The organism is Micromonospora sp. NPDC000121 (assembly GCF_042899165.1).
Taxonomy (GTDB): Bacteria; Actinomycetota; Actinomycetes; order Mycobacteriales; family Micromonosporaceae; genus Micromonospora.
On record NZ_JBIAZP010000020.1, the window covers coordinates 29,257 to 48,890 of the forward strand.

General features: G+C 77.0%; 5 protein-coding genes. 3 read left to right on the forward strand and 2 right to left on the reverse strand.

Translation table 11 applies throughout. The annotated features are described in order from the left end of the window. Positions 1-31: 31 nt before the first annotated feature. Positions 32-14,929, reverse strand: a complete 14,898-nt coding sequence (locus ACFY23_RS31340; RefSeq protein WP_387039079.1) for an SDR family NAD(P)-dependent oxidoreductase — start codon at positions 14,927-14,929, stop codon at positions 32-34. Positions 14,930-15,156: 227 nt separating this feature from the next. Here ACFY23_RS31340 and ACFY23_RS31345 point away from each other — a divergent pair, with 227 nt between their 5' ends. Together ACFY23_RS31345 and ACFY23_RS31350 are read left to right on the forward strand one after the other, a co-directional pair. Further along, entirely contained in the window at positions 15,157-15,969 is an 813-nt protein-coding gene (locus ACFY23_RS31345; protein ID WP_350687149.1) for a hypothetical protein, read from the forward strand. After that, positions 15,969-17,006, forward strand: coding sequence for a 3-dehydroquinate synthase family protein (locus ACFY23_RS31350; protein WP_350687150.1), 1,038 nt, complete (start codon positions 15,969-15,971; stop codon positions 17,004-17,006). Before ACFY23_RS31345 ends, ACFY23_RS31350 begins: the two co-directional genes overlap by 1 nt. Before the next feature lie 57 nt (positions 17,007-17,063). On the opposite strand, the gene ACFY23_RS31355 is transcribed toward ACFY23_RS31350, so the two are convergent. Further along, positions 17,064-18,254 (reverse strand): ATP-grasp domain-containing protein, encoded by a 1,191-nt coding sequence (locus ACFY23_RS31355; RefSeq protein ID WP_350687396.1) that lies wholly within the window; start codon positions 18,252-18,254, stop codon positions 17,064-17,066. Between the two features lie 1,198 nt (positions 18,255-19,452). Here ACFY23_RS31355 and ACFY23_RS31360 point away from each other — a divergent pair. Further along, on the forward strand, positions 19,453-19,634 hold a 182-nt coding region (locus tag ACFY23_RS31360), incomplete at its 3' end, for a hypothetical protein (protein WP_350687394.1).

The window sequence follows — 19,634 nt, forward strand, 5'->3', positions numbered from 1 at the left end:
CGTCCCTCGTGTAGTCCGCGTCGGGCCCGCGTCAGAGCCCGAGCTCCTGGTCGATCAGGCTGAAGATCTCGTCGTCGCTGGCGTCGTCGAGGTCGAGGTCGTCGTCGCTGGCGGACGCGCCGCGCATCGTGCGCCACTTGGCGACCAGCACCTCCAGCCGGGCGGCGACCTGGGTGTGCAGCTCCGGCTCGACCACCGCCTCCGTGAGCGCCCGCTCCAGGCTCTCCAGCTCGGTGAGGACCGCCGGGACCGCCTCGCCGCCGTCGGGGACGAGCTGGGCGCGCAGGTGGCCGGCCAGCGCGGTCGGGTCCGGATAGTCGAAGATCACCGTCGCGGGCAGCCGGTGGCCGGTGACCTCGGCGAGCCGGTTGCGCAGCTCGACGGCGGTCAGCGAGTCGAAGCCGATCTCGTTGAACGCCTGGCCGGGCTTGACGGCGTCCGGGCTGGCGTGGCCGAGCACGGTGGCCGCCTCGGCGCGTACCAGGTCGAGCAGCAGGGTCGACTGTTCGGCGGCGGTGAGCGCCCGGAGCTGGCCGGCGAGGTCCCGGCCGCCGCCGGTCGCCGCCGACCGGGCGCGGGGGCGTTCGCGCCGCACCAGGCCACGCATGAGCGCGGGTACGGCGGCCCGGTCGGCGAGGGCGGCCACGTCGACCCGGGTGGGCACCAGGTGCGCCTCGGGCGCGGCCAGCCCGGCGTCGAACAGGGCCATCCCGAGGTCGGAGGGGATGGCGAGCTGGCCGTCCCGGGCGGTGATCCGGGGGTCGGTGCGGTCCAGCTTGGCGGTCATCGCGCTGGCCTGCTCCCACAGGCCCCACGCGTACGACTGGGCGGGCAGGCCGGCGCCGCGCCGGGCGTGGGCGAGCGCGTCCAGGTACGCGTTGGCGGCGGCGTAGTTGCCCTGCCCGGGTACGCCGAACACGCCGGCGCCGGAGGAGAACAGCACGAACGCGGCCAGGTCGAGGTGGCGGGTCGCCTCGTCGAGGTGCCGGGCGGCGTCCACCTTGGGCCGGAACACGGTGTCGATCCGCTCCGGGGTGAGCGCGGTGACCACGCCGTCGTCGAGGACGCCGGCGAGGTGCACCACGGCGGTGAGCGGGTGCTCGGCCGGCACGGCGGCGACCAGCCGGGCCACGGCGTCGCGGTCGGCGACGTCGGCGGCGGCCACGGTGACGGCGGCGCCGAGCGCGGTCAGCTCCCGGGTCAGCTCGGCCGCGCCGGGGGCGTCCGGGCCGCCACGGCTGGCGAGCAGGAGGTGGCGCACGCCGTGCCGAGTGACCAGGCGGCGGGCGACGAGCCCGCCGAGCAGGCCGGTGCCGCCGGTGACGAGGACGGTGCCGTCGGGTTGCCAGTGGGCCGGCATGGTGAGCACGACCTTGCCGACGTGCCGGGCCTGGCTGACGTACCGGAAGGCGTCGGGCGCCTGACGGACGTCCCAGGCGCGTACCGGCAGCGGGGTGAGCGTCCCGGCCGCGAACAGGCCCATCAGCTCGACGAGCATGCGCTGGATCTCGTCGGGGTCGACGGTCGTCAGGTCGTACGCCTGGTAGGCGACGCCGGGGTGGTCGGCGGCGACCTGGTTGGGGTCGCGCAGGTCGGTCTTGCCCATCTCGACGAACCGGCCGCCGCGGGGCAGCAGCCGCAGCGACGCGTCGACGAACTCCCGGGCGAGGGAGTCGAGCACGACGTCGACGCCGCGTCCGTCGGTGGCGGCGAGGAACGCCGTCTCGAAGTCGAGGGTGCGGGACGAGGCGAGGTGGTCGTCGGGGACGCCCATGGCCCGCAGGGTGGGCCACTTGCCGGGGCTGGCGGTGGCGTACACGTCGGCGCCGAGGTGGCGGGCGAGTTGGACGGCCGCCATGCCGACGCCGCCGGCCGCGGCGTGCACCAGCACGGACTCGCCGGCCCGCAGCCGGGCCAGGTTGACCAGCCCGTGGTACGCGGTGAGGAACACCACCGGCACCGAGGCGGCCTGCGCGAACGTCCAGCCGGCGGGCACCGGCACGAGCAGCCGGCGGTCGGTGACCGCGACCGGGCCGAAGCAGCCGACGAAGACGCCGAGCACCGGGTCGCCGGGGCGCAGGTCGGTGACGGCCGCGCCGACCTCGGTGACCACGCCGGCGGCCTCGCCGCCGGGCGGACCGGGGTCGCCCGGGTAGAGGCCGAGCGCGTTGAGCACGTCGCGGAAGTTGAGGCCGGCGGCGCGTACCCGCACCCGCACCTCCAGCGGGCCGAGCGGCGCGTCGGCGGCATCGGTGGCGACGAGGGCGAGGTTCTCGAGGCTGCCGCGCGTCGGCACGTCCAGCCGCCAGGCGTCCGCGCCGGCCGGCGGGGTGAGCGTCGACGCCTCGGCGCGGCGGGTCAGCCGGGGAGCGTACGGGGCTCCGCCGCGCAGCGCCACCTGGGGCTCCCCGGCGGCGAGGACGGCGGCGAGGTCGGCGGCGGTGGGCTCGACGTCGGCGTCGAGCAGGACGAAGCGGTCGGGGTGCTCGGACTGCGCGGAGCGCACCAGACCCCAGGCGGTCGCCGCGTCCGGGTCGGTCACCTCGGCGGGGCTGTGCACGCCGACCGCGCCCCGGGTGAGCAGGACCAGTGGGATTTCCGCCCAGCGGGGGTCGGCGAGCCAGCCCTGGACGAGGGCGAGCGCCTCGGCAGCGACGCCGCGGGCCCGGTCGGCGCCCGCCGGGTCCGGCCCGTTCGGCGCGGGGTGGGCACCGCCGAGCGGGGCGACGACGGCGTCCGGCGGGGGCGCGCCGTCGTCGACCGCGCGGGCCAGGGCGGCCAGGTCGGGGTGGTGGTGGAGCCCCGCCACGGCCGGGCCGAGCGCCACGACCCGGGCCGGTCCCGCCGGCTCCGGGGCGGCCAGCGGCTGCCAGTCGAGGCGGAACAGGGCGTCGCGGACGCTGGCGTCCTCGGCGCCGAGTTCGGCGCGGGAGATCGGGCGCATGGCCAGGGACGCCACCTCGGCGACCGGCTCGCCGGCCGCGTCGGCGACGGTCAGGGCGATGGCGTGCGGCGCGACCCGGGTGACGCGGACGCGCAGCGCGGTGGCGCCCGCGGCGTGCAGGGTGACGCCGTTCCAGGCGAACGGCAGCAGCAGCCGGCCCGCCCCGGCGTCGGCGATGCCGCCGAAGTGCGCGGCGTGCAGGGCGGCGTCGAGCAGGGCCGGGTGCAGCCCGTACCGGGCGGCGTCGGACCGCTCGGCCGGGGGCAGCTCCACCTCGGCATACACCTCGTCGCCGCTGGCCCACACGGCGCGCAGCCCCTGGAACGCGGGCCCGTACGCGTACCCGTCGGCGGCGAGCCCGGCGTAGAAGCCGGTCAGGTCGACGACGCGGGCGTGCGGCGGCGGCCAGGCGGCGAGGTCCGCGGGCGGGGGCGGCGAGTCGGCGGTGGACAGGGTGGCGGAGGCGTGCCGGGTCCACGGCGCGTCGGCCGGGCCGTCGGCGGGCCGGGAGTGCAGGGTCACCGGGCGGCGGCCGTCGTCGCCGGCCGGGCCCACGGCCACCTGCACCTGGGTGGCCCCGTCGCCGGGCAGGGCGAGCGGCGTCTCGATGACCAGCTCGTCGAGGACGGGGCAGCCGACCTCGTCGCCGGCGCGCAGGCACAGCTCGACCAGGCCGGTGCCGGGCACGAGCACGGTCTCCATGACCCGGTGGTCGGCCAGCCACGACTGGGCGGCGACGGAGAGCCGGCCGGTGAGCAGGTGACCCTTCGCCTCGGCGAGGGCCACGGACGCGCCGAGCAGCGGATGCCCGGCGGCGTCGAGGCCGGCGGCGCCCACGTCGCCGGGGCCGCCGACCGGGCGGGGCCAGTAGCGGCGGTGGGCGAACGCGTACGTGGGCAGGTCGACGCGGCGCCCGCCGGCCAGGGCCGGCCGCCAGTCCACCGGCACCCCGGCCACGTGCAGCTGCGCCAGGGAGAGCAGGAACCGGGCCCGGTCGCCCTGGTCGCGCTGCACCGAGCCGACCACGACGGTGTCGTGCTCGGCGAGGGTCTCCTCGATGCCGACGGTGAGCACCGGATGGGGGCTGCACTCGACGTACGTGGCGTGGCCCTGCTCGGCCAGCGTGCGGACGGCCCGTTCCAGCTCGACGGGCTGGCGCAGGTTGCGGTACCAGTAGTCGGGGCCCAGCGCGGTGCCGTCGACCCAGCGCAGGTCGGTGGTGGAGAACATCGGCACGGCGGCCGGGCCGGGGGTGATGCCGGCGAGGGCGTCGGCCAGCTCGTCGCGGATGCGTTCGACGTGCGCGGAGTGGGAGGCGTAGTCGACGGCGATGCGGCGTATCCGGACGTTCTCGGCGGCCAGGCTCGCGAGCAGTTCCTCGACGGCGGCCTCCCCGCCGGAGACCACCACGGCGGCGGGGCCGTTGACGGCGGCCACGGCGATCCGGTCCCCGTACGGGGCGATCCGCTCGCGGACCACGTCGGCGGGCAGCGCGACGGAGGCCATCGCCCCGTGCCCGGCGAGGGCCCGGATGGCGCGGCTGCGCAGCGCCACGACCCGGGCGGCGTCGGGCAGGGAGAGGATCCCGGCGACGCAGGCGGCGGCGATCTCGCCCTGCGAGTGGCCGACCACGGCGGCCGGCTGCACGCCGTAGGAGCGCCACAGCTCGGCCAGCGACACCATCATGGCGAACAGGGCGGGCTGCACCACGTCGACCTGGTCGAGGCTCGGCGCGCCGGGGGTCTGGCGCAGCACGTCCAGCAGCGACCAGTTCAGGTACGGCCGCAGCGCGGCGTCGCAGGCGGCCATCCGCTCGGCGAACACGGGGGCCTGGTCGAGCAGGTCCAGCCCCATGCCGAGCCACTGGGAGCCCTGGCCGGGGAAGACGAACACGCACCGGCCGGCCGGGCCGGCGTCGCCGCGTACCAGTTCGGGGGCCGGCCGGCCCTCGGCGAGTGCGTCGAGGGCGGCGGCGATCCGTTCGGGGTCGGCGCCGACGAGCACGGCCCGGGCGTCGAACGCGGCCCGGGTGGTGGCCAGTGACCAGGCCACGTCGATCCGGCGCTGGTCGGGATGCGCGGCGAGGTGGGCGCGCAGCCGCCGGGCCTGCCCGGCCAGCGCCTCCGGGGTACGCGCCGACAGCAGCCACGGCAGCGCGGCGGGCTCGGCGGTGGGCTCGTCGACCGGGGTGGGCTCGGCGGGCGGCTCGTCGACCGGGGCGGCCTCGACGATGACGTGGGCGTTGGTGCCGCTGATGCCGAACGACGACACGCCGGCCCGCGCCGGCCGGTCCGCGTGGGGCCACGGCCGGGCCTCGGTGAGCAGGTCGACCGACCCGGCGTCCCAGTCGACCCGGGAGGTGCGCCGCGCGGCGTGCAGGGTGCGGGGCAGGACGCCGTGCCGCATGGCGAGCACCATCTTGATCACGCCGGCGACGCCGGCCGCGGCCTGCGTGTGCCCGAGGTTGGACTTGACGGAGCCGAGCAGCACCGGCGGGGCGTCGGCGGGGCGCTGGCCGTACGTGGCGAGGATCGCCTCGGCCTCGATCGGGTCGCCGAGCGGGGTGCCGGTGCCGTGCGCCTCGACCACGTCGACGTCGGCGGGGGTGAGCCGGGCGGCACCGAGCGCGGCGCGGATCACCCGCTCCTGGGAGGGCCCGTTCGGGGCGGTCAGCCCGTTGGACGCGCCGTCCTGGTTCACGGCGCTGCCGCGCACCACGGCGAGGACGGGGTGGCCCCGGCGGCGGGCGTCGGAGAGCCGTTCCACGACGAGCATCCCGACACCCTCGGACATGCCGAACCCGTCGGCCTCCTCCGCGAACGCCTTGCACCGGCCGTCGGCGGCGAGGCCGCGCTGGCGGCTGAACCCGGTCAGCCCGGCGGGGCTGGACAGCACGGACACGCCGCCGGCCAGGGCCAGGTCGCAGTCCCCCTGGCGCAGCGCCTGGACGGCCAGGTGCAGCGCGACGAGGGACGCCGAGCAGGCGGTGTCCACCGTGACGGCGGGCCCCTCCAGCCCGAGGGCGTACGCGACGCGGCCGGACAGGACGCTGCCGGCCGTGCCGGTGAGCAGGTGCCCCTCGTCGGCGGTGACCTCCCCGTCGTCGGAGGGTACGCCGGGGGCGATCTGGTCGGCGTAGTCCTGGCCGTGGGTGCCGGCGAAGACGCCGGTGCGACTGCCGCGCAGCGCGCCCGGGTCGATGCCGGCCCGCTCCAGGGCCTCCCAGGAGGTCTCCAGCAGCAGCCGGTGCTGCGGGTCCATGGCCAGCGCCTCGCGGGGGCTGATGCCGAAGAACTCGGCGTCGAAGTCGGCGATCCCGGTCAGGAACCCGCCCGCCCGCACGTACGTCTTCCCGGGCGTGCCGGGCACGGGGTCGTACAGGTCGGCGAGCGGCCAACCCCGGTCGGTGGGCAGGTCGCCGACGACGTCGCCACCGGCGTCGAGCAGCCGCCACAGCTCCTCGGGGGAACCGATGCCGCCGGGGAACCGGCAGGCCATGGCGACGACGGCGACCGGCTCGTCCAGGGCCACGGTGGTCGCGTCGGCGACCTCCGTGGCGGCGGTGCCGAGCAGCCGGGCGTGCAGGTGGGCGGCCAGCGCCTCCGCGGTGGGGTGGTTGAACACGGCGTGCGGCGCGAGCCGGACGCCGGTGGCGGCGGAGAGCCGGTTGCTCAGCTCGACCGCCATGAGGGAGTCGAAGCCGAGTTCCTTGAACGGGCGGCGGGGTTCGACCTGCTCGGGTCCGGCGTGCCCGACGACGGTGGCGCACCGGGTGCGGACCAGGTCCAGCAGCAGGGCGGCGCGCTCGGGCTCGGCCAGCCCGGCCAGCCGGTCGGCGAACCCGGACCCGGACGCGGCGGTCTCCGCGTGGTTGACGGCCCGGCGCGGCGGCGGGGGCAGCAACGCCCGCAGCAGGGCGGGCGCCTCCCCGGCGGCCCGGACGGCGGCCAGGTCCAGCCCGATCGGCACGACGGCGGGCCGGTCGGCGTGCAGCGCGGTGTCGAACAGGGCCAGGCCGGCGGCGGTGTCGAGGGGACGGGTTCCGCCCCGGGCGAGGCGGGCCAGGTCGGCCGGGCTGAGCCGGCCGGCCATGCCGTCCTCCTCCGCCCACAGGCCCCACGCGAGGGCGGTGGCCGGCAGGCCGGCGGCGCGGCGGTGTGCGGCAAGCGCGTCGAGGAAGGCGTTGCCGGCCGCGTAGTTGCCCTGGCCGGGGCTGCCGAAGACGGCGGCGGCCGAGGAGAACAGCACGAACGCGGCGAGGTCGAGGCCGGCGGTCAGCTCGTGCAGGTGCCACGCGCCGTGCACCTTGGCCCGCAGGGTCCGCTCCCAGCGGGCCGCGTCGAGGCCGGTGAGCATCGCGTCGTCGGTGGCCCCGGCGGCGTGCACGACGGCGACCAGCCGGTCGGCCAGCGGGGCGACGACCGCTTCGAGGGCGGCCCGGTCGGCGACGTCGGCGGCGACCAGCCGGACGGCGACCCCGGCGTCGGTCAGCTCGGTCATCCAGTCGGCGGGCTGCGCGGTGCGGCTGAGCAGCACCAGCTCGGCGACGCCGTGCGCGCGGGCGAGGTGGGTGGCGACGTGCCGGCCGACGCCGCCCGTGCCGCCGGTGACCAGCACGGTGCCGCCCGCGAGGGCCGGGTGCGGTGCGGCGGGGGCGGCACCGGCCTCGGCGCGCGGCGCCGCCGGGCCGGGGGGCGCGGCGGGGTGGTCGACCGGGCGGAGCCGGGGCAGCAGCGCGCGGCCGTCGCGGACGGCCACCTCCGGCTCGTCGGGGCCGGCGGCCAGGGCCGCGCGGACGGCCGCGTCGTCGCCCGCGTCGAGGGTGAGCAGGAGGAACCGGTCGGGGTGTTCGGCCTGGGCGACCCGGACCAGCCCGGCGACCGGGGCGTGCACGGGGTCGCCGTCGCGCACGGCGAGGGCCAGCCGGGTGGTCTCCGCGCGGGGGTCGTCGAGCCAGCGCTGGAGCACGCCGAGGACGTCCAGCCCGACGGCGTGCGCGCGTTCGGGCACGGAATGCGCGGGGTCGCCGTCGCCGACCCGCAGCACCAGCAGCGGCGGCAGCGGCCCGGCCGGGGGCGTGCCGTCCGCGAGGGTCCAGGCGGGCACCGGCGCGGGCGGGGTGGTGGGGGGCAGCCAGTCGACGGCGTACAGGCCGGCGGGTGCCGGGGCGGCGGCCGGGGCCTCGGCAAGTGGCAGGTCGACCGCCCGCAGCACCACCCGGTCCGCGTCCAGCACGGGCGCGCCGGCGTCGTCGACGGCGCTGAGCGCGACCGCGTCCGCCCCGGCGGGGGCGAGGCACACCCGCAGGGCGTGCGCGCCGACGGCGTGGGCCCGGACGCCCGCCCAGTCGGTGGGCGCGACGGTCGCGCCGGCGGTCGGGAAGTCGGCGAGCGGCAGCAGTCGCAGGGCAGCGTCCAGCACCAGCGGGTGTACGCCGTACCGCTCGGCGTCGGCGTCGCGGGCGTCCTCCGGCAGGCGTACGTCCACGTACAGCCGGTCTCCGGCGACCCACGCGGCCCGGGCCAGCTCGCCGGCCAGCGCCCGGCGCTGCGGCGTGCCGAGGTCCACGGGGCGCGCCCCGGCGGGCGGCCAGGGGGCGCCGGCCGGGGCGGCCTGCGCGACGGCCGGCCCGGCGGGCGAAAGGGCCGGCTCGGCGTGCGACAGCGCCGGGGCGGACTGCGGGTCGGCGGGGGCGAGCACCGCCTCGGCCACCTCCCGCCAGGGCTGGTCGTCGCCGGCCCGGACGTGGCAGCGGGCCAGCCGGCGCAGGTGCTCGTCCGGCCCGTCGACGGTGACCTGCACGTCCACGGCCAGCCCGGCGGGCAGCGGCACCGGCGCGGGGACGGTCAGCCGCTCCACGGTCGGGGCGTCGAGGAGCCCGCCGAGGTGGGTGAGCACGTCGAGCAGGGCGGTGGCGGGCAGCAGCGGCGGCGTGCCGTCGGCCGGCGGGGCCAGCCACGGGTGGGTGGCCGCGGCGACCCGGCCGGTGCAGACGACCTGCCCGGTGCCGGCGACCGGCAGCACCGCGCCGAGCAGCGGGTGCCCGGCGTCGGCCAGCCCGACGTCGGCGGGCCCGCCGGCCACCGCCGAGTACGGCAGCCAGTAGTGCCGGCGCTGGAACGCGTACGTGGGCAGGTCGACGCGACGGTGCGGGCCGGGGCCGGCCAGGGCGGCCAGGTCCACGGCGACGCCCCGCACGTGCAGCCGCGCCACGGCGGCGAGCAGCGCGTCGGGTTCGCCGTCGACGCCGCGCACGGCGGGCACGAACGCCAGGTCGTCGGCCTCGGCGGCCAGGCAGTCCTGGGCCATCGCGGTGAGCACGCCGGCCGGGCCGACCTCCAGGAACGTGGTGACCCCCTGGCGGCGCAGGGCGCGTACCCCGTCGAGGAAGCGGACGGTGCCCCGGACGTGCTCCACCCAGTACTCGGGCGAGCAGAGCCGGGCCGGGTCGACCGGCTCGCCGGTCAGGTTGGACACGATCGGCAGGTGCGGGGTGCGGTACGTGAGGCCGGCCGCGACGGCGCGGAACTCGTCGAGCATCGGCTCCATGCGCGGCGAGTGGAACGCGTGCGAGACCCGTAGCCGGCTGGTCCGCCGGCCGGCGGCGCGCAGGGTGGCCGCGACGGCCAGCACGGCGTCCGTGTCGCCGGAGAGGACGACGCTGGTCGGGCCGTTGACGGCGGCCAGGCCCACCCGGTCGGTCAGGTGGCCGGTCACCTCGGCCTCGTCGGCCTCGACGGCGACCATCGCGCCCCCCTCGGGGAGCGCCTGCATGAGCCGGGCGCGCGCGGCGACCAGGGCCGCCGCGTCGGCGAGGGAGAACACCCCGGCGACGTGCGCGGCGGCCAGCTCGCCGACGGAGTGCCCACCCACGGCGTCGGGGCGTACGCCCCAGGACTCCAGCAGCCGGTACAGCGCCACCTCGAACGCGAACAGGCCGGGCTGGGTGTACAGGGTCTGGTCGAGCCGGTCGGCCAACTCGCTCCCCTCCGGCGCGAACACGACGTCCGCGATCCGGTGCGGGGTGTGGCCGGCGAGGCAGCGGTCGAGTTCGGCGCAGGCGGCGTCGAAGGCGTCGGCGAAGACGGGGTGCGCGGCGTGCAGCGCGCGGCCCATGCCGGGGCGCTGGCCGCCCTGCCCGCCGAAGAGCAGGCCGAGCTGTCCGTCGACCACCCGGCCGGCCAGCACGGTCGCGCTGTCGGGGTCCGGCTCGCCCCGGGTGAGGGCGGTCAGGCCGGCCCGGGCGGCGGCCGGGTCGCCGGCCAGCACCACGGCCCGGTGCTCCAGGGCGGCGCGGGTGGTGGCCAGCGCGTGGCCGACGTCGGCCGGGTCGGCGTCCGCCCCGGGCCCGTCGAGCCAGGCGAGCAGGCGGGCGGCCTGGTCGCGCAGCGCCTCGCCGGTGGCGGCGGAGAGCGGCCACGGCACGTGCGGCCGGGTCTCCGGGCCGGTGGCGGGGTCGGCTTGCGACGCGTTGTCGGCGGCGCGGCCGGCGCCGGTGCCGACCTCGGCCGGGACGGGCGCCTCGGCGTGGTCCTCGGGGGCCGCCTCGACGATGACGTGGGCGTTGGTGCCGCTGATGCCGAACGACGAGATTCCGGCGCGGCGGGGCCGGCCGGTCCGGGGCCACGGCAAGGCCTCGGTGAGCAGTTCGACGCCGCCCGCCGACCAGTCCACCTCGGACGTCGGGGCGTCGACGTGCAGGGTGCGGGGCAGCGTCCCGTGCCGCATGGCGAGCACCATCTTGATCACCCCGGCGGCCCCGGCGGCGGCCTGGGTGTGGCCGAGGTTGGACTTCAGCGAGCTTAGCCGCAGCGGCTCCGCCCCGCCACGGCCCTGCCCGTACGTGGCGAGCAGCGCCTGCGCCTCGATCGGGTCGCCGAGCCTCGTGCCGGTGCCGTGCGCCTCGACGGCGTCCACGTCGGCGGCGGTGAGCCCGGCGGCGGCCAGCGCCCGGCGGACGACGCGCTCCTGGGCCGGCCCGTTGGGGGCGGTGAGCCCGTTGGACGCGCCGTCCTGGTTGACCGCGCTGCCCCGCACCACCGCGAGGACGGGGTGCCCGTGGCGGCGGGCGTCAGACAGGCGTTCCAGCAGCAGCAGGGCGACGCCCTCGGACCAGCCTGTGCCGTCGGCGCCCTCGGCGAACGCCTTGCACCGGCCGTCCGGTGCCAGCCCGCGCTGTCGGCTGAACTCGACGAACGCCTGCGGCGTACCCATGATCGCGACACCGCCGGCCACGGCGAGGGAGCAGTCCCCGGCGCGCAGCGCCTGGGCGGCCAGGTGCAGCGACACCAGCGACGACGAGCAGGCGGTGTCGACGGTGACCGCGGGCCCCTCCAGGCCGAGCGCGTACGCGACCCGCCCGGAGACGACGCTGCCGGCGGTGCCCACGCCGAGGTAGCCCTCGGTGCCGGGCGGGGCCTGGCGCAGGTTCGCCGCGTAGTCGTGGTGCATGACGCCCGCGAACACGCCGGTGGCGCTGCCGCGCAGCGAGGTCGGGTCGATGCCGGCCCGCTCGAACAGCTCCCAGGACGTCTCCAGCAGCAGCCGCTGCTGCGGGTCCATGGCCAGCGCCTCGCGGGGGCTGATCGCGAACAGGGTGGCGTCGAAGTCCGCCGCGTCGGGCAGGAACCCGCCCACCCGCACGTACGAGGTGCCGGGCTGGTCGGGGTCGTCGGAGAACAGGTGTGCCAGGTCCCAGCCCCGGTCGGTGGGGAACCCGGTCAGCCCCTCCCGCCCCGAGTCGACGAGGTCCCACAGCTCCTCGGGCGAGGCGACCCCGCCGGGCAGCCGGCAGGCCATGGCCACGATGACGATCGGGTCGTCGTCGGCGGCGGCGGACCGGGCCGGCCCGTCCGGGGCGGTCACCGGCTCCGGGGCGGCGCCGCGCAGCCGGGCGGCGAGGTGTCGGGCGAGGGCGTCGGGGCTCGGGTGGTCGAACGCGGCCGTCGCGGAGAGCCGTACCCCGGTGGCGCGGGCCAACCGGTCGCGCAGCGCGACGGCGGCGACGGAGGTGAAGCCGAGTTCCTTGAACGCGCGGGCCGGGCGGACGGCCGCCGGGCCGGGCAGGCCGGCGACCTCGGCGGTGGCGGCGCGGACCAGGTCGAGCAGCAGTCGGTCGCCCTCGGCGGTGGTCAGCGCGGCCAGCCGGCGGCGCAGCTCGGCGGCGTCGGCCGCGTCGGCGGGGCCGGTTCCGGCGGGCGCGCGCCAGGCGGGGTGCGCGGGGTTGGCCGGGCCGGCGAGCACGACGAGGTCGTCCCCGTCGTGGGCCACGTCGAACGCGGCGAGGTCGGCGCGGACGGCCGCCTGGCCCGGCCCGCCCGACACCGATTCGTCGGGTCCGGCCGCCGGGCCCAGCCCGCCGGTCGTGCCGACCAGCCGGGCGGGCAGGCCCGCCGCGCGACGGCGGGCGACCAGCGTGTGCAGGGCGGCGACGGCCGCCGCCGCCCGCTCCCGGCCGGCGGCGCCGCGCAGCAGGGCCGCCGGGGCGACGACGGTGAACGCCGTCGCGGCGGCGTGCCGGGTCCGGGCGTCCAGCGCCTCGGCGAGGGCGAGCAGCCGGGCGACGGCGTCGTCGTCGGCGAGATCGTCGTCCGACGGGCAGAGGAACACCGCGTCGAGCGGCGCGTCGTCGCCCACGGCCCGCCCGGCGCGGAGCGCGGTGGTCTCGGCGCCGGCCGCGACCAGGTCCGCGATCAGGTCGTCGAGGCCGGCCGTCGGGTCCGTGCGGACCAGTCGCACCTGACGGGCGCCGTGCGCGCCGACCAGGTGCCGCGCGACGGCCGCCCCGGTCGCCGCGTCGGCGCCGGTCACCAGGGCGACACCGGCCGGGTCGACGACCGTCGCCGGCCGCGCGGGCGGGCCGGCGGGGGCCGGTGCGAGGACCGGGTGCCGGGCGGCGCCGGCGCGGAGGGCGACCTGCCCGGCGCCGGCATCCACGGCGGTCGGCAGCAGGCCGAGGGACCGGTCGCCGTCGCGGTCGACCAGCACCACCCGATCCGGGTACGCGGCCAGCAGGCAGCGGCCCACCGCCCAGGCCACGACGGCCGGCGGGACGAGGTCGGGGGCGTCGGCGCGGTCCGGGGTGGCCGCGTCCACGGCCCCGGTGGTCAGCAGCACCAGCCGGCCGCCGGCGGACCGCTCGTCGTCCAGCCAGCCCCGCGCCGCGTCGGCGAGGCCCGCCGCGTCCCCGTCGTGCCCGACCGCCAGCACGGTCACGTCGGGCCGGTCCGCCTCCGCGGCCAGCGCGGCCAGGTCGGGGTACGTCCGCACCACCGCCCCGGCGGCGCGCAGCGCGGCGGCCGACTCCTCGCCGTCCGTGCCCACCACCGCCCAGCGCGGGGCCGGGCCTCCGTCAGCCTCGGCCCCGGCCGACGGCGCGGCGGTCAGGTCCAGCGGTCGCCACACGATCCGGCTCAGCGCCTCGTGGTGGCTGCCGTTGACGGCGCGCAGCCGGGCGGGCCGTTCCAGCAGCAGCCGCCGGGTCACCTTGCCCGACGCGGTCCGGGGCACGGCCCCGATCTCGTACAGCTCCTCGGGCACCTTGTGGTACGCGAGCCGCTCCCGGCAGACCGCGTACGCGGCCCGCGGGTCGAAGCCGTCCGGGCCGGGGACGACGAACGCCACCGGCATCTCGCCGAGCACGTCGTGCGGCCGGCCGGTCACCGCCACGTCGGCGACGCCGGGCACCGCGCGCAGCGCGTCCTCCACCTCGGACGGGTGGATCTTCTCCCCGCCCCGGATGATCAGTTCCCGGTGCCGGCCGGTGACGAACAGGTTGCCGTCGACGTCGAAGCGGGCCAGGTCGCCGGTGCGGTACCAGCCGTCGCGCAACGCGGCGGCGGTGACCTCCGGAAGGCCGTGGTAGCCGAGCATGACACTCGGGCCGCGTACCCAGACCTCGCCCTCGGCGCCGACCGGGACGTCGAGCCCGGTCTCGGGGCTGACCAACCGCACCTCGACGCCGTCCACCGGCTGCCCGCACGAGCCCTCGACGCGGGGCCGGTCGGGCCGGGTGATGGCGATCGAGCCGCAGGTCTCCGTGCTGCCGTACGCGTCGAGCAGCGGCGCGTCGAAGACCTCGTGGAACGCGCGGCGCAGCGCCCCGGTGGTGATCGCCCCGCCGACCAGGCACACCCGCAGGGCCGGGGCCCGGAAGCCGGTCTCCCGGGCGGCGGCCACCAGGTGGTGGTACATCGCGGGCACCCCGGCCAGCACGGTGGCCTCGTCCTCGGCGACGGCGCGCAGCACGTCGTCGGCGGAGAAACCGTCGACGAGCCGGGCGGTGGCGCCCACCGCGGTCACGCTGAGCACGCACCCGATGTGGGACAGGCTGTGGAACAGCGGCAGCGGCCAGACCACCCGGTCGGCGTCGGTGAGGCCGGGCACCGGCACGTAGCAGGACGCCACCGACCACAGGCAGGTGCGCTGGGTGGAGAGCACGCCCTTCGGCTCGCCGGTGGTGCCGGAGGTGTAGAGCATCCAGGCGACCTCGTCGAGGCCCAGGTCGTCGCGGGCGGCGACGGCCGGCTCCGCGTCGGCCAGGTCGCGGAACGCGGTGACGCCCTCGGCCGCGGGGTCGTCCCCGACGACCCAGAGGCGCAGGCCCGGCCGGTCGGCCCGCAGCCGCAGCAGCCGGTCCAGGTGCGCCGGGTCGGTGACGACGAGCACCGCCCCGGAGTCGTCCAGCAGGTGCGCCAGCTCGGCGTCGGTGCTGTGCGGGTTCAGCGGTACGCCCACCGCGGCGGCCCGGGTGACCGCGAGCCACGTCTCCACCGTCTCCACGCGGTTGCCGAGGCACATCGCCACCCGCTCGCCCCGCCCGACGCCCGCCGCCGCCAGGTGGCCGGCGAGCCGCCGCGTACGCGCCTCCAGGTCGGCGTACCCGACCGCGCGGCCCTCGTCGCGGAAGGCGACCTTGTTCCCGAGCCTCGCGGCGTGGGCCCTGAGCAGATCGGGCAACGGCTGGACCAGATCGCTCCGAAGCATGTCACCATCCGTCCGTCGGCGAGACTCCTCATCGCGGCGTAGACCTCGCTCGCCGTACAACGGCACAAGTCTTCCGAGCAGCGTGGCGGCGACCTACCCCTGTCACCCCCTAAGTCGTCCCCAATTCCGGCCGGCGACCTGCCGACGGGACGCGTCGCAGGCCGATGATGGGGCCGACCCCCCGCAGACCGGCCGTCGCGCCCGCGCTCTGCCCGCCGTCAGTCGAGGTGCCACCCTTGGAACGCTCCTGGTTGTTCGCCCGCCTCGCCGTGCCGGCCGGCGGGTGCCCGGACGCGCGGGCGGCCGAGCTGGTCGGCACCGTGCTGGCCGGGCTGGTCGCCGACGCCCGCGGCGCCGACCCCGAGTCGGACTGGTTCTTCGACCGGCTGGGCACGGGCCTGAGGCTCGGCTTCCACGCGCTGCCGCCCGCGCTCGACGCCGTACGCCGGGGCCTGCTCACGTACGACCCGGCCGTGCCCTTCTCCGCCGACCCGTACGCGATCCGCGACGCCGCCCGCGGCGGGCCGCTCGCGCACGCGGGCAGCGACCTGGCGCTGGCCCTGCTCGGCGGCGACGGGCCCTGGCTGGCCGGCCTCGAGCTGCCCCTCGCAGTGGCGCACCTGCGGCACCTGACCGGGCTGGTGCCGGCGGCCGACCGGCCGGCCTTCCTCTTCCTGCACTGGCAGGACCGGAGCTGGTCGCTGACCGGGGCGCAGCGCCGGGACCTCGTCACGCAGGCCGACGCGCAGGCGGAGAAGATCGTGCTGGCGGCCGGCGACCTGCCGTTCACCGGCGAGGTCACCGCCGCGTGGCGGCGCTACCTGCACCGGGTGGCCGAGGTGGTCGGCCGCCCCGCCGAGGTGCCGCGCGGCTTCCTGCTGGCCCACCACGCCCAGCTCACCCACGACCGGTGGGGCATCGCGCCGGAGGTGGACTCGCTGGCGGCGATGGCACTGCGACTGTGGCTGGTCCGCGGTGGCCGGGACGCCCCCGACCCGACCCCGCCCCTCGTCCTGCACCCCCAGGAGGTGGCAGCCTGATGCACCCGACCCGCACCGACAGTCCCGCCGTGGAGCCGGCCCGGATCGAGGTGGCGCTCGGCGAGCGCGCCTACCCGGTGCTCATCGGTCCCGGCGTGCGCCACCGGCTGCCGGCGGAGGTCGCGCGGATCGGCGCCCGCCGGGTCGTGGTGGTCTCCGCCCGCCCGCCGGAGTGGACGCCGGACCCGGGAGTGCCGCACGTCGTGGTGCCGGCCCGCGACGGCGAACACGACAAGACGTTGTCGACGGTGGAACAGCTGTGCCGGGCCTTCGCCGACTTCGGGCTGACCCGCACCGACGCGGTGGTGTCCTGCGGCGGCGGCACCACCACCGACGTCGTCGGGCTGGCCGCCGGCCTCTACCACCGGGGCATCGCGGTGATCCACCTGCCGACGTCGCTGCTCGCCCAGGTGGACGCCAGCGTCGGCGGGAAGACGGCCGTGAACCTGCCGGAGGGCAAGAACCTGGTGGGCGTGTACTGGCAGCCCCGCGCGGTGCTCTGCGACACCGAACACCTGGCGACGCTGCCCGAACGGGAGTGGCGCAACGGCTACGGGGAGATCGCCCGGGCGCACTTCATCGGCGCGGGCGACCTGCGCGACCGGCCGGTGGACGAGCAGATCGCCGCGTGCGTGGCGCTGAAGGCCCGGGTGGTGGCCGCCGACGAGCGCGACGCCGGGCTGCGGCACATCCTCAACTACGGCCACACCCTGGGGCACGCGCTGGAGATCGCGACCGACTTCCGGCTCCGGCACGGCGAGGCGGTCGGCATCGGCACCGTGTTCGCGGGCCGGCTGGCCGGGATCCTGGATCGGGTCGACGCGGGCCGGGTGGTCGAGCACCACGAGGTGGTGGCGTACTACGGCCTCGACACCGCCCTGCCGGCCGGGGTGGACCACGACGAGCTGATCGCGCTGATGCGCCGGGACAAGAAGGCGACGTCGGGGCTGTCCTTCGTGCTGGACGGCCCGACCGGCCCGGACCTGGTCACCGACGTACCGGAGTCAGCCGTCCGCACCGCCCTCGCCGGTATGTGAGCAGCGCGGCGAGTTGGCGCCCCGGGCCGCGCCGCCGGCGCGGCCCGGGGCGCCGGGTCACCTGCCCAGGGCTCGCTGGATCTGCGCGATCAGCACGCCGCAGGCGTACCTGTCCGCGCCGCCGACCATGCCGACGATGGTCGCCGGATGCGGGCCGTTGTCCGTCTCTGCCGGGTCGTAGTGCATGAGGACGACGAGCTGCCCACGATCGATGAACGGCGCGAGGATCGGCTCGGCGTCCACCCCGGGCGCGAGCGAGAAGAAGGTGGTGATGGCGCACGGGTGCTGACCCAGCAGCGAACTGCGGTGCAGCAACGACGAGGTGGCCCCGCTGACCCGGAAGTTCGGGTCGATGACCCGCAGTTCGCCGTCCCGGCCGATGCCGGCATCGAAGGCGCAGTATCCCCGGTAGCCGAGAGCAGCCGCCTTCCGGACCCCCGCGGTCAGCGCCCGGATCAGTTCCGCCGGCGGTTGCTCGTCGTCCATCACACAACCGATCCACGTCGAGGTGGGCTGCGGCAGGTGTACGGACGCACCGAAGTACTCCACCGATCCGCTGTCCGTCACGCCGAACTGGAGCCCCCACACCGTCCGGAAGGGAACCTCCTCCTCGACGATCCACTGGTCGCTCACCTGCTCCAGTTGGTTGAACAGCGACCTGTTCAACCGGTCCTGCAGCCGTCTGGTGAAGATCGCGATCCCGCTGTACACCTCGGCACCGGCCGGTTTGACGACCGCCGGTCGACGGTCCTGCCGCACGATCCGCCGCACCTCGGCGGGGGTGGCGACCTGCCGGCGGGGCAGGTACTCCGGTGCGATCAGCGTTTCCAGGACGGTCTTGTTGTTGAGTCGGGCCAGCAGGTCCGGCGGGACCCGGGCGGGCGCCGCCCGTAGTTGCGGATCGTGCGGCGGGAACTGGAACTCCAGCAACTCGCCGCGTTCGGCGGCCTCCCGGGCGAGCTGCACCGCCTGGTCGCCGGACCGGAACTCGCGCAGGTCGCTCGGCGTCTTGAGGCCGCACCGGCTGATCAGGCGCAGCGCCTTGTCCGCGCTGGCTCCGGTGCTGCAGATGGCCGCCGTCTGGTGCGGCAGCGTGAGGTGAAGGCCGGTGATCATGTCCAGCCCGTTGTGCAGGCCGGCGCCCGCGCCGGCCAGATAACGGCTGCCGGCGGTCGCCACCGGACTGGGTGGTCGGGCCAGGACCACCCCGTCGTTGGCGAACACCTGCACCTGGATAGGCCCATCCATTGGATCTCCTGACATGCCGGCCCGCAAAGGGCCTCGGGGATGGCACGAAGTCCGGGTGCACCACCACCACGAACAGCGGAGGACGTGGGCGGATGCGTGGCGTCCCGGTTCTGATGAGGCCGCTCGGCCGCGAGAGCCGGGCGTGCCGCGTGCACCGGCCGGACGGCTCGACGTTGTACCGGCCAGGTAGCGGCTGGCTTGTGGTCAGCGCTGAGTTGGCACGGTGCACACCAGCAGGCGGTGTGCTTGGGGGTCACCGACTGCGTCATGAACAGAATTCGCGATATGGACGACCTTAGTCATCGCACATTGACCGTGGATGGGCCGGTCGGCCGAGTACGAACGGCCCTTTACGTCACCGACAACGCCAAGTCGGAGGGCCGACGGTATCGCGGTTCGGACCTCCGCGGAACGGAGCGTGACAATCCCTCGTCACTCCACTCTCGCCATCCCCGGGGAAAAGAAACGCAGTGTCGATGACCAATTTGCGGACCACTCCGAGCACTGGAATATTCGGCACTAGCAGCGCCTTTTCGCGCGCCGCCGGGCGCTCCCACCCCGCGCCGATCCAGTACGCCGGGTAACCGTTCGGCGCGTCCGGCAACGGGCGGGAACGCCCTGCGGCACTACGCTCCGTGATACTTCGACCGTCCGCGCCGGTCGGACTGTTCTCCGTCAGGGCTTGACACGACGGACCTGGTCGACCATTCCCTTCACACCGAAGGATGGCGGTCATTGACGAATGGCGGTCTCGGTGATCCGTCCGGATGATCCTCGTCCGGCTGGTGAGACGAGGGGCTCTTACGAGGTTCCGGCAGGATTTCCGCGGCTGTCCGATCGGGCGGGCGGACGAGTTTCTTCGACCTGACCAGGCCCATACAGCGCGGATCCACGAAATCCGACGGTCCTCAGTGGACACGGCAATAGGGGTCGACCGCGCGCCTAGGGGTGTACGCCCCTCCGTCCGGCTCCATAGGGTCTGGCACCACCGGTTCGCCGATTCCTTCCATCGCACACCCACGGCACGACCGGGTCCGCTCCGGAGAGGCGCCGGTCGGCCACCCCCGTGAGCGGTGGCGGCGCTCCGCGCCGTCGCTCACCACTGCGTCACACCGTGCCGTCCGCAGTGCGGCACGTCGGCTGACCGGCCGCTCCGGCCACGCGCCGCCGGTCACCCCTTTCGATCGGAGGTTGGTTCGTGTCTGTCGGGTTCGTTGGTGGTCAGGTCCGGGTTGCGGACGTCGCCGGGGCAGGTGCTGAGTACGAGGGCCTCGACCTGGTGGGTGACCTGCGGCGGCCGTTGGTGTGGCCGGCCCGGGCGGCGTCGCAGTCACGGACGGTAAAGCTGCCCGACCTGACGGGCCCGGAGCCGGCCGGTGT